This window comes from Erythrobacter rubeus (genome assembly GCF_014705715.1).
GTDB classification, from domain to species: Bacteria; Pseudomonadota; Alphaproteobacteria; order Sphingomonadales; family Sphingomonadaceae; genus Erythrobacter; species Erythrobacter rubeus.
Map to the genome: position 1 here is coordinate 925551 of NZ_JACXLC010000001.1, position 13459 is coordinate 939009.

The 13459-nt window shown below is 59.8% G+C and carries 15 protein-coding genes; 3 read left to right on the forward strand and 12 right to left on the reverse strand.

The annotated features are described in order from the left end of the window. Together IB285_RS04540 and IB285_RS04545 are read left to right on the forward strand one after the other, a co-directional pair. Positions 1-306, forward strand: a complete 306-nt coding sequence (locus IB285_RS04540; protein WP_190787062.1) for a hypothetical protein — start codon at positions 1-3, stop codon at positions 304-306. Positions 307-642: 336 nt separating this feature from the next. Then, complete coding sequence (locus IB285_RS04545) at positions 643-1005, forward strand: hypothetical protein (protein ID WP_190787063.1); 363 nt, start codon at positions 643-645, stop codon at positions 1003-1005. Positions 1006-1041: 36 nt separating this feature from the next. Here IB285_RS04545 and rsmD read toward each other — a convergent pair whose 3' ends face one another. From rsmD to IB285_RS04560, 3 genes are read right to left on the reverse strand one after another with little or no spacing between them, the layout of a single operon-like run. After that, positions 1042-1605 carry a 16S rRNA (guanine(966)-N(2))-methyltransferase RsmD gene (gene rsmD, locus IB285_RS04550; RefSeq protein ID WP_328705843.1) on the reverse strand — a complete coding sequence of 188 codons (564 nt, stop codon included), beginning with the start codon at positions 1603-1605 and terminating at the stop codon, positions 1042-1044. Further along, positions 1602-2381, reverse strand: coding sequence for a pseudouridine synthase (locus IB285_RS14990; RefSeq protein ID WP_190787064.1), 780 nt, complete (start codon positions 2379-2381; stop codon positions 1602-1604). Before IB285_RS14990 ends, rsmD begins: the two co-directional genes overlap by 4 nt. 20 nt (positions 2382-2401) lie before the next feature. Further along, positions 2402-3586 carry an aromatic ring-hydroxylating oxygenase subunit alpha gene (locus tag IB285_RS04560; RefSeq protein ID WP_190787065.1) on the reverse strand — a complete coding sequence of 395 codons (1185 nt, stop codon included), beginning with the start codon at positions 3584-3586 and terminating at the stop codon, positions 2402-2404. 68 nt (positions 3587-3654) lie between these two features. Here IB285_RS04560 and IB285_RS04565 point away from each other — a divergent pair, with 68 nt between their 5' ends. Then, positions 3655-5466, forward strand: coding sequence for an AmpG family muropeptide MFS transporter (locus IB285_RS04565; protein WP_190787066.1), 1812 nt, complete (start codon positions 3655-3657; stop codon positions 5464-5466). Here the strand turns inward: IB285_RS04565 and IB285_RS04570 are convergent, their stop codons facing one another. From IB285_RS04570 to purB, 9 genes are all read right to left on the reverse strand, one after another. Beyond that, positions 5467-6804 (reverse strand): bifunctional folylpolyglutamate synthase/dihydrofolate synthase, encoded by a 1338-nt coding sequence (locus IB285_RS04570; RefSeq protein WP_190787067.1) that lies wholly within the window; start codon positions 6802-6804, stop codon positions 5467-5469. A 19-nt stretch (positions 6805-6823) separates the two neighbouring features. After that, complete coding sequence (gene accD / locus IB285_RS04575; protein WP_190787068.1) at positions 6824-7675, reverse strand: acetyl-CoA carboxylase, carboxyltransferase subunit beta; 852 nt, start codon at positions 7673-7675, stop codon at positions 6824-6826. Positions 7676-7687: 12 nt separating this feature from the next. Next, positions 7688-8470: a tryptophan synthase subunit alpha gene (gene trpA / locus IB285_RS04580; RefSeq protein ID WP_190787069.1), complete on the reverse strand. Its 783-nt coding sequence runs from the start codon at positions 8468-8470 to the stop codon at positions 7688-7690. After that, entirely contained in the window at positions 8467-8862 is a 396-nt protein-coding gene (locus tag IB285_RS04585) for an endonuclease domain-containing protein (RefSeq protein WP_190787070.1), read from the reverse strand. The genes trpA and IB285_RS04585 overlap by 4 nt, the downstream gene beginning before the upstream one ends. A gap of 44 nt (positions 8863-8906) precedes the next feature. After that, positions 8907-10124: a tryptophan synthase subunit beta gene (gene trpB, locus IB285_RS04590; protein WP_190787071.1), complete on the reverse strand. Its 1218-nt coding sequence runs from the start codon at positions 10122-10124 to the stop codon at positions 8907-8909. Between the two features lie 116 nt (positions 10125-10240). Next, positions 10241-10885, reverse strand: a complete 645-nt coding sequence (locus IB285_RS04595) for a phosphoribosylanthranilate isomerase (RefSeq protein WP_190787072.1) — start codon at positions 10883-10885, stop codon at positions 10241-10243. A gap of 10 nt (positions 10886-10895) precedes the next feature. Then, positions 10896-11570: an orotidine-5'-phosphate decarboxylase gene (pyrF, locus tag IB285_RS04600; RefSeq protein ID WP_190787073.1), complete on the reverse strand. Its 675-nt coding sequence runs from the start codon at positions 11568-11570 to the stop codon at positions 10896-10898. Beyond that, positions 11567-11950: a LapA family protein gene (locus IB285_RS04605; RefSeq protein WP_190787074.1), complete on the reverse strand. Its 384-nt coding sequence runs from the start codon at positions 11948-11950 to the stop codon at positions 11567-11569. Before IB285_RS04605 ends, pyrF begins: the two co-directional genes overlap by 4 nt. Before the next feature lie 100 nt (positions 11951-12050). Next, a complete protein-coding gene (gene purB / locus IB285_RS04610; RefSeq protein WP_190787075.1) occupies positions 12051-13361 on the reverse strand; it encodes an adenylosuccinate lyase in 1311 nt (436 codons plus the stop codon). Positions 13362-13459: the final 98 nt, after the last annotated feature.

Genomic DNA, 13459 nt, shown 5'->3' on the forward strand with positions numbered 1-13459 from the left:
ATGAAGAATTTTATCGCATCCGCCGTGACCGCCGTATCGCTCGCTACGCTGGGCCTGGCCGCGCCGACCCTCGCTCAGAACGATGATACCACTGTCAATGACGGTTCGACCGAAGCCGATACGCCGGTAATCGTCGAGCGCAATGACAACGGCAAGGCCACGAAGGTTCGCATTTCCGGTGAAGTCTACGATGTGTGCATGAATGGCGAGCAGGACGACTGCATCAACCCGCGCGCAGCCGGCCTGAACTGGGGCAATCGTCCGCTCGATTATTGGCCAGGAAAGCCTGCCAGCAAAATGGACTAAGTCCGCGATGGATAACTAATTTACGAAAGGGTGGCTTCGGTCGCCCTTTTTTCATGCTTCACCGACCCGGCAGCGACGCGGTTTTTCAACCGGTCCGATTTTGGCCACAATTCCCGCCCGGCTGTGCGGGTGATGAGCCGTTTGCTCCGCCGAAGGCTTCCTAAACACCGAAAAAGCAATCATAAAAAGTTCACCGAAGCGGAGGGGTGATCCCGGTTCGGCAATGCAAAAATGCAGACCGCGTTCGTTGGCGCTTGGGAAAATCTTTAGGAGAAACCCATGCGAAGATCACATTACTATCTTGCCGGAGTGGCACTGGCGACATTTGGCCTGATAGTGGCTAATCCCACTACCGCACAGGAAGCGGGTCCACCGCCAGGGGATGCGCCGATCGATCAAGTAGACGCAGACGGAGGGTCTGCACCTGCCCTTACTCCGGACCAGCAGGCCCAGTATGACGGTTGGGAGCCCGACCAGAAATTCGGATACGATTCCTGGCCTGCGGCCACACAGGAATATTATTGGTCCCTGGAGCCGGATGAGCAGGCACTGTTCTGGCGGCTGACGGATGAAGACAAGATCGCTATCACCGCAATGACCGGTCCGGAACGCGATTCCGCGTGGGAAGCAATCAAGAGCAGCGCAAGCGGTAGCGGCGATAGCGCTGATGCAATGCCTCCGCCTCCTCCAGACGGCTGATAACATCCATCAAAAAGAGCCGCCGATGACGGGAGGTCATTCGGGCGCAGCGTCCGGGTCGGTCATGCGAAGCAAGGTTAGCTTGCCCTTACCGACCCGGCGTTCTGCGTCCTTTGCCAAGCCTTTGACATTCACATCCTCATTAAACGCCGTTTCGACAGCTATCCAGGTTGCGCGGCCGATCCATCCGAGCCGCAGCAACCGGTCCAGCGCAACCGAGCCGGCGCTGGTCTTGTATGGTGGGTCGAGCAGGATCAGGTCGTACGGTTCGCGCGCAGCCCGCAGGTGCATAACCGACATCGCGTCGACATCGGTTTGCGGGCGCGCAGCAAGCGCCACGATGTTGGCGCGGATTGCATCCAGGGCTGCACGGTCCTGCTCGACAAAGAGACAATGCGCCGCTCCGCGTGACAACGCTTCCAGGCCCAATGCGCCAGACCCTGCGAAGAGGTCGGCAACGCGCAAGCCTTCGAAGCTGCCAAGCCTGCTGGCCAACATCGAGAAGAGCGTTTCCCGCGTCCGGTCGGCAGTCGGCCGGGTCGCATCGCCTTTCGGCGCGGTGAGCTTTCTCCCGCGCCACTCGCCCGCGATGATCCTCACGCGCGCTTGCTCCGCTTGATTGAGCTTACGAACCGATCGAGGTCGCCCTTGCGAATGCGCGATGCCTGGCCGCGTGGGAGGTCGCCCAACTGGAACGGGCCATAGGCGGTACGGATCAGGCGGTTCACCTTGAGGCCGAGATATTCGAGAACGCGCCGCACTTCGCGGTTTTTGCCCTCGGTAATGGTCATCTCGATCCAATGATTGCGACCAGATGCGCGCTCCATGTTCGCGTCGATCGAACCATAGCGTACGCCATCGATCTCGACCCCATCGATCAGCGCCTCCAGCTGATCCTGGGTCACATCGCCAAATGCGCGCGCCCGGTAGGTGCGCGGAATACCGGTCGCCGGGAGCTCCATCTGGCGTTTCAACCCGCCATCATTCGTAAGCAGCAACAGCCCCTCGGTGTTGAGGTCCAGTCTGCCGATCGGCATCAGGCGCGGCGCGTCCTTAGGCAGCGCGTTGACCAGCGCGGCATAGATCGTGGGGCGACCTGCCATGTCTCGCTCCGCAGTGATAAGACCCGTGGGCTTGTGAAAGGCGTAGAGCTGCGTCGGTTCGGGCCCTGCCACCGGCTTTCCATCGACGCTCACGCCCTTGAGGCTCGTCAGGAATGTCGCAGGCGTCTCGACCGGCTTCCCATCGATTGCGATACGGCGGTCGGCGATCATGCGCTCGATCTCGCGGCGGCTGGCAACGCCCGCGCGCGCAAGCAATTTGGCAATGCGGTCGCCTTCGGGGCGGTCGTCGGATTGTTTCGGATTGGTCGGCATGGTGGCCGCCGCCTAGGCCTTCAGCCGGAACCCTGCAAGAATTCCTGCACTGTCTCATCAAACCGCGCGATGCCACCTTCGAGAGTACCGAGGGTGATTTCGCTGACCGCGCCGCTTTCAAGGCCTTGTTGACCAAGCTCGGCAGCACGAAAATCTTCGCTGGCGAACACGCCGCCATCGAGCAGCGACCAGCTGCGTTCCCAATGATCGCGGGCTTTGTCTGTCGCGGGGACTTCCGGGATCAGCATGAAGTCTTCGACAAGGGTCAAGTCATGCGCCTGCGGCATCAGGACCATCACGTTGATGTAGTCGGGGGAGGGGACGATAATTGTGGCCGGAAGCAGCTGATAGGCGAAGGTCACCACCCGCCGCAATTCCTCCATGTCGGTGAAATCGACGTTCTCGACCTCTTCCAGCCTGCCTACGGCTGAGCGCATGTGCGGACCGACGCTGTCACCGCTCGTGATTCCATCCTTGAAGAACGGACCGATCGTGTTCGCGTGCAACCGGGTGACATGATAGCTTTCGAGGAAAGCGTCCATTATCAGCTTCCAGTTGCCTTTGACTGTATGGGTCTTGCGCCGGAACAGGTGGCTGCGGTCCATGCCGAACGCGCTGAAATCTTCGCCGAGCGTTTCCGCATCACTGAAATTCGCGCCCTCAACCGGTGCGAACCAGATCAACCCGCCCGCTTCGCAGCTTGGCAATTCCTTCAGGCCGAATTGAGTTTTGTCGAGATCCGGAAAGGTCTCGGGCCGGGGGAGACCGACAAGCCCGCCATCGAGGTTGTAAGTCCATGCATGATAGGGGCACACCAACTTGGAGGCGCATTGCACCTCGTCGCCTTCGACCAGACGCGTCCCGCGATGCTGGCAGACATTGAGAAACACGTGCGCCTTGCCCTTTTTGTCCCGCGTAATCAGCAGAGGGCGCCCAGTGGCATCGTGCGGCACGGCCATGCCGGGTTCAGGAAGCAAAGCGGTGGGGCAAAGCACCTGCGGTAAGCGATCGAACAGCGCCGACTTCTCCGCCTTGAAATGTTCGGGGTCGGTATAGCGGCTCGCCGGCACGGTATCGATCCGGTCGGTTTCGCGAACCGCGCCGCTGCGAATGTTCTCCGCCAAGGCCAGTTGGCCGCCCGTCGGGCGCAGCTTTCCGGCACTATTGTCGGTCTGATCTGTTGATGGCGTTGTTGGCGCGTTCATCGCAGCGTTCCTATCTCCTTCTCCAGCGGCTAGTGTCGCAGAAAATACGATGCGCTGAAAGGTCGCGAATGTCTCAGGCGAAAGCAGAAAAACCGGGTTGGGCAGAAGTCGCAAGAGCGATGGGTCAGCGCAAGACCGGTTTCATGGCGCTGTTCGGCTTTGCCAGCGGTCTTCCGTTTTCACTGTTTTTAGGCACGTTGTATGCTTGGCTGAGTGAGGCCGAGGTCGATCTCGAGACCATGGGTGTATTCTCCCTGATCGGGCTTGCTTACGCATTTCAGTTCATCTGGTCGCCTCTGGTCGACAAAGTCGATATTCCGGCATTTCGGCGCTTGGGCAAACGCAAGCAGTGGATCGTGCCGATGCAGTTGGTCCTCGGTACGATCCTCGTCACGTTGAGCGTGTTGGAGCCAAAATCGCAGCTGGGCTGGTTCTCGCTGCTCGCCGGCATCGGTGCGCTCGCAAGCGCGACGCAAGATATCGCGATCAATGCCTGGCGCATTGACGTGGCCGACGAGAAGGCGACGCTCGATATCCTCTCGACCGTCTATCAGATGGGATACCGGCTCGCAGCGCTTGTGGGGGGTGCGTTCGGACTGATTATCGCTGCACGCATCGGCTGGCCGGAAACGTACATGCTCATGGGTGTAATCCTCCTCGCGATCGGTGCAGCGGGCCTGTTTGCGCCCGACACCCAGAGAGAAGCTGCAAGTTCAATCGGGCCCAGCGCGGAAGACCTCGCTGAATTCTACAAGCCCGGTGAGCTGCGCGCCGAAGTGCGAAACAAGTTCCTGTGGCAAGTCATCGCTTTGTGGGCATGGGCGCTGTTGATCCTAGGCATTTTCATGGTCCGGGCTCTGGGCGGATTCATTCCGATGCTGCCGGTCTATGAGTTTGCGATTCTGGGTAGCGAAAGGGTGCTAGACTTCAACTGGCTGCTGGGGATGTTCCCACTCGGGCCGGAAGGTCGACCGGACCCCACCGAGTTTACTGCCAAAATGGGTCCTATGATTATCGCAGCCACGATTATCCTCCCCGCAATAATCGCGGCTCGTCTGCACAAACGGAAAAGCGACGGGCAGGATGTCATTGCCGTTGGTGAAGACGTGAGCGCGATGAAGTTCGGTGCGCTCGATCACCTTTACCGTGCGCTGTTGGTGCCGCTTGTGGAATTCGTAGGGCGGCTGGGGTGGAGCCTTGTGCTGATCCTCGCGCTGGTGCTGACATACCGGATTTGCGACGCGATCTGGGGGACGTTCGCTTATCCCTTCTACTTGGGCGAATTGAACTACACCAATGACGAGGTCGCGTTCGCATCGAAGTTCTTCGGCGTGGGTGCGATCATCGCAGGGCTCGCTTTGGGCGGGTACATGCTGACGGTTATGGGCCGGATGCTGACGCTGACGCTTGGTGCATTGCTGGCGGCGCTCACCAATCTGCTATACGCCGATCTGGCGATTGGCGGCATGTACATGCAGGCGGCGAGCGATGCTGTTGGCTTCAGCGCTCTTATCAATTTCATCGCGCCATTTGGGTCCGAAGGGCTGCCACGCCTGACCTTCACGATCATGTTCGAAAACCTCGCGATCGGCATTGCCGGTGCTGCTTACATCGCATGGCTTTCCTCGATCGTATCCAAAAAATATGCAGCCGTGCAGTACGCACTCCTGTCTTCGCTTACGCTGCTTATCGGTACGCTGGGGCGCGGCGCGCTTGGAGAGATGATCGAGGATCAGGGCTATTTCGACGTGTTCGTGCTCACGACGTTCATCGGATTGATCGCGGTGGTCCTGTGCCTTGCTGAGTGGATGCGAGAGAGCCGCTTCGGTGCGAAATCAGGAGTCGTGACACCGGAGCCAGCAGCGCAGCCGGCAGAATGATCAGTCCGGTATCTCGTCGTTGAGCCGCAGCGCCTCGCCTGCGAGGTAAAGCGAGCCTGCGATTAGGATTGGATAGTCGTCTGACGGAACTTTGAGAACGGCGTCTTGGAGATTGTTCCGCGCCACGGCCCTTTCGCCAAAGGCGCTCGCAGGATGGCTATCATGGCCGGGAACGGTGACGATGGAAAGCGTTCGGATTTTCTCGCCTAGCGGTCCGATTATGGCCGCCGGATCCTTGTTGTCGAGCATTCCAACGATGAGATGCAAAGGGCCGTCGAAGAATTTAGCGACCTGCTCACCCGCGCTGGCGTTGTGACCGCCATCAAGCCAGACTTTCGGAGCAGAGGTGAGGGCGGTCAGCGGTCCGTGAGACAACAGCTGCATTCGGGCCGGCCACACTGCTGTTCGCACACCTTCGTATATGGCGTTCGCAGAAATTTCGACTCGCTGCTGAGCACGTAACATTGCGACCGCTAGCGCCGCATTGAGACGCTGATGATCACCTAGGATGACAGGTTCTGGAAGCCTTAGTTCAGTATCGTCATCCAAGAAATGTGTGCTCAGTGCGTTTCGTGTGCCAAAGTGGTCTTCGTAATGAGAGCCGTCCGGGCTTGCATACCATGATTTGCGATAAGCCTTGAGCGAGGCACCCGCCGCGTTAGCACTTTCAACAATCTGGTTGTCTGCCAAAGGATCGTAAGCGAGAGTCACCAACGGCACGCCTTTCTTCGCAATGCCCGCCTTCTCGAAAGCAATCCGCGCCATCGGCTCCTTCGGCACGCCTTCCTCGGGCGCGAGCAGGAAACGCTCATGATCGATGCCAAGCGCCGCTATCCCGCACGCGGCAAGCACATCGGGTTCCATAACATTCGTCGCATCGAGCCTGCCGCCGAGACCGACTTCGACAACACAGGCATCGGCAGGCACGCGCGCGAACTCTACGAACGCGGCGGCGATGGTAATCTCGAAAAAGCTGCAACCGAGCCCCTCGGCAGCGTCGAACACTTTTTCGAGCAATTCGGCCAGCCGTGCATCTTCGATCAGTTTGCCCGCCACACGGAACCGCTCGTTATACCTGACAAGATGCGGCGAGGTGGTCACGTGAACGCGGTACCCCTCAGCTTCCAGCATCGCTCTGAGAAACGCGCAGGTCGAGCCCTTGCCATTGGTGCCCGCGACATGGAACACGGGCGGCAAGCGCTTGTGCGGATCGCCGAGGCGCGCAAGCAGGGTTCGGATCGCTTCCAACCCCAAGGTGTCGCGCTGAATACTCAACCCGCCGAGCCGATCCAGCTGCGCCTGAACGCGCGGATCGTCGGATTTGCCCATGTCTCTCATTGGGAGAACCGGCGTAAAGTCAGGCGGCGGCCTGCGGCTGCAGATAGCCGATAACGTCGGCGAGCGTCTGTTTCAGCTCTTTGCGGTGCACCACCATGTCGACCATGCCGTGCTTGTGCAGGTATTCGGCGCGCTGGAATCCCTCGGGAAGCTGCTCGCGGATGGTGTCCTGGATCACCCTCTGCCCCGCAAAACCAATAAGCGCACCGGGTTCGGCAATATGGACGTCGCCGAGCATGGCATAGCTTGCCGTGACACCGCCGGTTGTCGGATCTGTCAGCACGACGATGTAAGGCAGGCCAGCCGTTTTCAATCGCCGCGTCATGACCGTGGCACGGGGCATTTGCATGAGGCTCAAGATGCCTTCCTGCATGCGCGCTCCGCCTGCTGCGGTGATGACGATGTAAGGGCATTTGCGGGTAAGGGCGCGCTCGGCTCCGGCGCAAAAAGCCATACCGACCGCCATGCCCATGGAGCCGCCCATGAAACCGAAATCCTGTACGCCGACAACTGCGGGGCGACCTTCGATGGCTCCCGATCCAACGCTGAATGCATCCTCGTGCGGATTGCTGGCGCGCGCGGCTTTCAGGCGGTCGGTGTATTTCTTGCTGTCCTTGAACTTCAGCGGGTCTTCCGTGACCTGCGGCTGCGGAAGGAGTTCGAAGCCCTCGTCGAGCAGCATGGCTAGCCGTGTATCCGCGTTGATCCGTCCGTGATGCTCGCAGCGTGGGCACACATGCAGATTGTCCTCGTATTCCTGGACAAAGAGCATTTCCTGGCAGGACTTGCACTTGATCCACAGGTCTTTTTCGGAGGTCTTTTTCTCCTCGCCAAAGCCCAGCGAATTGCGGACACGTGTGAACCAGTTCATCTGTGTATTTCCTCAGGAACGCGCTTTGGCGATGGCGCTTGCCATAGCCGATGTGAGCTCTTGTAGCTTGGCCGGGGCATCGGTGCCAAATTCGCCGACCAGATCTACAAATGCGGAGCCTACTACGACGCCGTCGGCCACCTTTGCGATTTCTGCGGCCTGTTCGGGCGTGCGCACGCCAAAGCCGACCGCGACGGGCAGATCGGTTGATTGCTTGATGCGGCTGACATTGGCCTCGATACTATCGATCGCAGCTTGTTGTTTACCGGTGATACCGGCGACCGACACGTAATAGAGGAAGCCTTCGCTCCCTTCGATCACCGTCGGCAGGCGGGCGGCGTCGGTGGTCGGCGTGGACAGGCGGATCGGAGCGATCCCGGCGGCGCGCAAAGCAGGGCCGAGCGTATCGTCTTCCTCCGGCGGAATATCGACGCAGATGACGCCATCGACGCCTGCGCCGGCGGCGTGCTCAGCGAACCATTGCGCACCGCGGCGGATCATCGGGTTGGCATAGCCCATCAGCACCAGGGGTACGTCGGGGTGACGGGCGCGAAACTCATTGGCGATCATCAACACAGTTTGCGTGGTTGTGCCCTTGGCAAGGCTGCGCAAGTTGGCGGATTGGATCGCTGGACCATCGGCCATCGGATCGGTGAAGGGCATGCCCAGCTCGATCACATTCGCACCGCCCGCGACAAGCGCGTCAAGATTGGCAGCAGTGTCGCCATCGCCTGCGGTGATAAAGGCGACGAAGGCGGCGTGGGGTTTGGAGAAGGCGGATTCAAGGCGGGTCACAATATAGCCCCCTCTCCTTTAGGGGAGGGGGTTGGGGGAGGGGCCTGTTGCAAGTTGTCGATGGCCAGAACCAGTTTGAGTCGAACACCATTCATATTTTTGCACACTTCCGAATTCGAGAACCTAATCACGGTGTAACCTTCAGACTCAAGGAACCGGGTTCTCTCAGCATCCTGCATGTCGCAATCGGCATGTGTTTCGCCATCCAGCTCCACCACTATCTTCGGATCGTTGGCGGCAAAGTCTAAAATATAGGGCCCCACGACTTTTTGACGGCGGAATTTCACGCCAAGCATTCGCCCCGCACGCAACTCATGCCACATTCGCCGTTCCGGCTCCGGCATAAGCTTGCGCATTTCTTTTGCTCTGTTTGTGAGTCTTGGATCCCGCATCGGCCCCTCTCCCAACCCTCTCCCCGAACGGGGAGAGGGCTTGATTACATCTCTACTCCCAGCTTCTCAGCCACGGTGAAGATATCTTTGTCGCCGCGTCCGCACAGATTCATCAGGATGATCTGGTCCTCGCTCATTTGCTTGGCGCGCTCGGCGACGGCGTGGACGGCGTGGCTGGGCTCTAGCGCGGGGATAATTCCCTCGGTGCGGCAGAGCAGTTGGAAGCCTTCGAGCGCTTGTTCGTCTGTGACGGCGGTGTATTCAACGCGGCCCGACTCCTTCAGCCATGCGTGTTCCGGGCCAATCCCAGGATAGTCGAGGCCCGCGCTGATCGAATAACCTTCGTCAATCTGGCCGTTTTCATCCTGCAATAGATACGTCTTGTTGCCGTGAAGTATGCCGGGCGATCCGCCGAGGAGGCTGGCATTGTGCTCCCCGGTTTCGAGCCCATGACCGGCAGCCTCGACGCCGAGCATCTTCACGTCGGTATCGTCGAGAAATGGGTGGAACAGCCCCAGAGCGTTCGATCCGCCGCCGATGCACGCGACGAGCAGGTCGGGCAGTCGTTCGGTGCGCTCAAGCATCTGTGCGCGCGCTTCGGTGCCGATCACGCTCTGGAAGTTGCGCACCATCTCTGGATAAGGATGTGGACCGGCGGCAGTTCCGATGATGTAGAATGTATCATGCACATTCGCGACCCAATCGCGCAGCGCATCGTTCATCGCGTCTTTCAGTGTGCCGCGGCCACTGGTGACGGGCACGACCTCGGCGCCGAGCAGCTTCATGCGGAAGACGTTGGGCGACTGCCGCTTCACGTCCTCTGCGCCCATGTAGACGATGCAGGGCAGACCAAACCGCGCGCATACAGTTGCGGTCGCGACGCCATGCTGGCCCGCGCCGGTTTCGGCGATGATGCGGGTTTTGCCCATGCGTTTCGCGAGCAGGATTTGCCCGATGCAATTGTTGATCTTGTGCGCGCCTGTGTGATTGAGTTCGTCGCGCTTGAACCAGACCTGTGCACCGCCAAGCGCCTCTGTCAGCCGCTCTGCGAAATACAGCGGGGAAGGGCGGCCTACATAGTGTTCGAGCAGATCGTCGAACTCGGCAGCAAACGCCGGGTCGGCTTGCGCCGCGCGGTATTCGCGCTCCAGGTTGAGGATCAGCGGCATCAGTGTTTCGGCGACATAGCGGCCACCAAATTCGCCAAAATGCCCGCGATCGTCAGGCTGGGTGCGGAAGGAATTCGGGGTGGTTTCGTTCATGACATTCTAACGCTTATGCTGAGGAAAGACTGAGCTCTTCGCAGTCTCGTTTCAAAGCAATTCGACCTTTCGAGACGCTATTTCGACAAGCTCGATGGCTCCTCAGGATCAGCCGATCAAGCAAAGGTTTGTAGCGCCGCCTTACAGAACGCCGCAATCTTGTCCATGTCCTTCACACCCGGTGCACTTTCGGTTCCCGAACACACATCGACCAGCGGCGCTCTTGTACGCTTGATGGCCTCATCGACATTCTCCGGATCCAGGCCGCCGGCAAGGCCCCACGGCCACGCCAAATCGAGTCCGTCGAGCAGCCGCCAGTCGAACCGTAAACCCATCCCGCCAGGCAGGGCGCCGGGCGGGGTTTTCGCATCGAAAAGGATGAAATCCGCCACGCCCACATAATCGTTCGCGCGAAGAACATCTTCCCGCTTCGCAACCGAAATCGCCTTCCAAGCTCTTACACCGTACCGTTCGCGGATTTCGATAAGGCGCTCGGGGCTTTCGCTTCCCTGCAACTGGATGGCTTCGAACCGAGCGGACGCGAAAAGCTCGTCCAGAAACTCGTTGGTTGGGTCCACGATCAGCGCAACTCGCTTGATACGGCCATTGGCCTGTATGGTGAGGTCTGCTGCCTCCTCAAGGGTCAGGTTGCGCGGGCTCGACGCATGGAAAATGAAACCTGCGAAGTTTGCACCAGCAGCGATCACCGCTTCGAGCGCTCGCGGTTCACGAATCCCGCAGATTTTGATCTGAACTGCCATGGAAACGACCTTAGAGCGTCGCCTCGATCGCTCGGGCGGCGGCGACAGGGTCATCCGCGCGGCTGATCGGGCGACCGATAACCAGCACGCTCGCGCCGTCATCGCGCGCCTTGCGAGGGGTAACGACGCGTTTTTGATCTCCGCTACCGTTATTGCCGGGCCGCAGACCAGGCACGACGAAAAAGCCGTCCTTCCATTGCTTGCGGACCTCACCGACTTCCTGCCCGGAACAGACGATCCCGTCGAGACCGGCGTCATGCGCGAGATCGGCAAGCCTCATCACGTGATCGTGCGGCGTACCGCCGACCCCGGTTTTCGCCAGGTCGGTTTCATCAAGGCTGGTGAGCATGGTGACGGCCACGACCTTGCAGCCTTCCGCTGCTGCGGCTTTGGCATCCTCCATCATCGCCCGTCCGCCGCTGGCATGGACCGTTACGATCGAGGGCTCGTAGACATGCACGGCCTGCATCGCCGCTGCGACTGTGTTGGGGATGTCGTGAAACTTGAGGTCGAGAAAGATGGGCAGGCCCATATGCGCGATCTCGTGCACCCCGTGCCCGCCATGTGCGCAGAAAAACTCCAGCCCAAGCTTCACGCCGCCAATATGCGCTTTGACTTTATTCAGCAGCGCCTTGGCAGGCTCGATCTGCGGCAGGTCGAGCGCAAGATAAACCGGATTGCTCATTTTTCGCCGTCATCTCCGCCGGTTGGCGTGAGTGTGTCCCCAGCGGATACCGGTTTATCCCCCGGATTACCCACAGCCGCGGCTGCAGGTGCGGATGCAGGGGAAGTCGGGGCGGGCTCGTGCCGTTTTGACAGAGCGTTCGATTTCACGGAGTTCTCGAGGCTGCGGATGCGCCGGTCGAGGCTCCACTTCACGCTGCGGTGATAGAGCCACATCGGTGCCAGTCCCAGGACGAACGCGATGATGACGAGCGCCGGGATTCGTGTTTCGAGGACGAGATTATCCCAGAGCGTCACTTCAACCGATTCCCAATTGAAGAACGAAAAGGTCAGGATCGCGAACAGGATCAGGACCCAGACGATCGTGCGGACAATTTGCATGGGCGGCGCCCCTCCTAGTTCCCTTGCCGGAAGTCCCGGACCCTAAGGGTTTTGCCGCACGTGTCTACCGGCGGCGAAGCTCGACAAGAATGCCGCCCGTCTATCCGAGGACCCGGTCGAAGATCGTATCGACATGTTTGAAATGGTAATCGAGGTCGAATTTCTCTTCTAGTTCTGCCTCCGAAAGTGCGGCGGTCACTTCATCGTCGGCCTTGAGCAATTCGAGTAGCGACACCTTGCCGGACGATTCCCAGACCTTCATCGCGTTTCGTTGGACAAGGCGGTAGGCATCTTCACGGCTCACGCCCGCTTGTGTCAGCGCCAGCAGAACACGCTGTGAATGCACGAGCCCGCCCATCGCATCGAGATTGGCCTGCATCCGCTCGGGATAGATGAGCAGTTTTTCCACGACGCCGGTCAGACGTGCGAGGGAAAAATCAAGCGTGATGGTCGCATCCGGGCCGATGAAACGCTCAACCGAGGAATGGGAGATGTCGCGTTCGTGCCAGAGCGCCACGTTTTCCAGCGCAGGCAGGGCATAAGCGCGAATCATCCGAGCCTGGCCGGTCAGGTTCTCGGTCAGGATCGGGTTGCGCTTGTGCGGCATCGCGGACGAGCCCTTTTGACCCGGCGAGAAGTACTCCTCCGCCTCGAGCACTTCGGTGCGCTGGAGGTGGCGGATTTCAACCGCGAGCCGCTCGATCGAGCCAGCAATGACTGCGAGGGTGGCGAAATACATCGCGTGGCGATCACGCGGGATAACCTGCGTGCTGACAGGCTCCGGCGTCAGCCCAAGCTGCTCGGCGACGTAGGCTTCGACTTCGGGGTCAATATTCGCAAAGGTACCGACCGCACCCGATACGGCGCAGGTCGCTATCTCGGCTTGGGCTGCGACAAGGCGGTCCCGGCAGCGGGAAAATTCGGCATAGGCCTGAGCGAGCTTCAGACCGAATGTGACGGGTTCGGCATGTATCCCGTGACTGCGCCCGATAGTCGGCGTGTATTTGTGCTCCTCCGCACGCGACTTGATGGCGGCGAGCAGCGCACCAAGATCTTCGAGCAATATGTCTGATGCCCGAACAAGCTGAACCGAAAGTGTGGTATCGAGCACATCGGATGACGTCATGCCCTGGTGCATGAAGCGCGCCTCGTCGCCCACCTGCTCCGCAACCCAGGTCAGGAACGCGATGACGTCATGCTTGGTAACCGCTTCGATTGCGTCGATCGCCTCTACGTCGATCTTGGGATCCGTCGCCCACCAATCCCACAAGGCTTTGCCTGCGCTTTCGGGAACGACACCCATTTCGCCAAGCTTTTGCGTCGCGTGCGCTTCGATCTCGAACCAGATTCGGAACTTGGCTTCCGGCTCCCATAAAGCGGACATGGCAGGACGGGCATAACGCGGGACCATCTCGGAATTCCTCGGTCAAAGCATGAAAAATCGTGTGCTGGCGCGGCTATTGCCAGACCGCCGACTTGGCAAGGGCGTACAAACAGGCTGTAACCGAT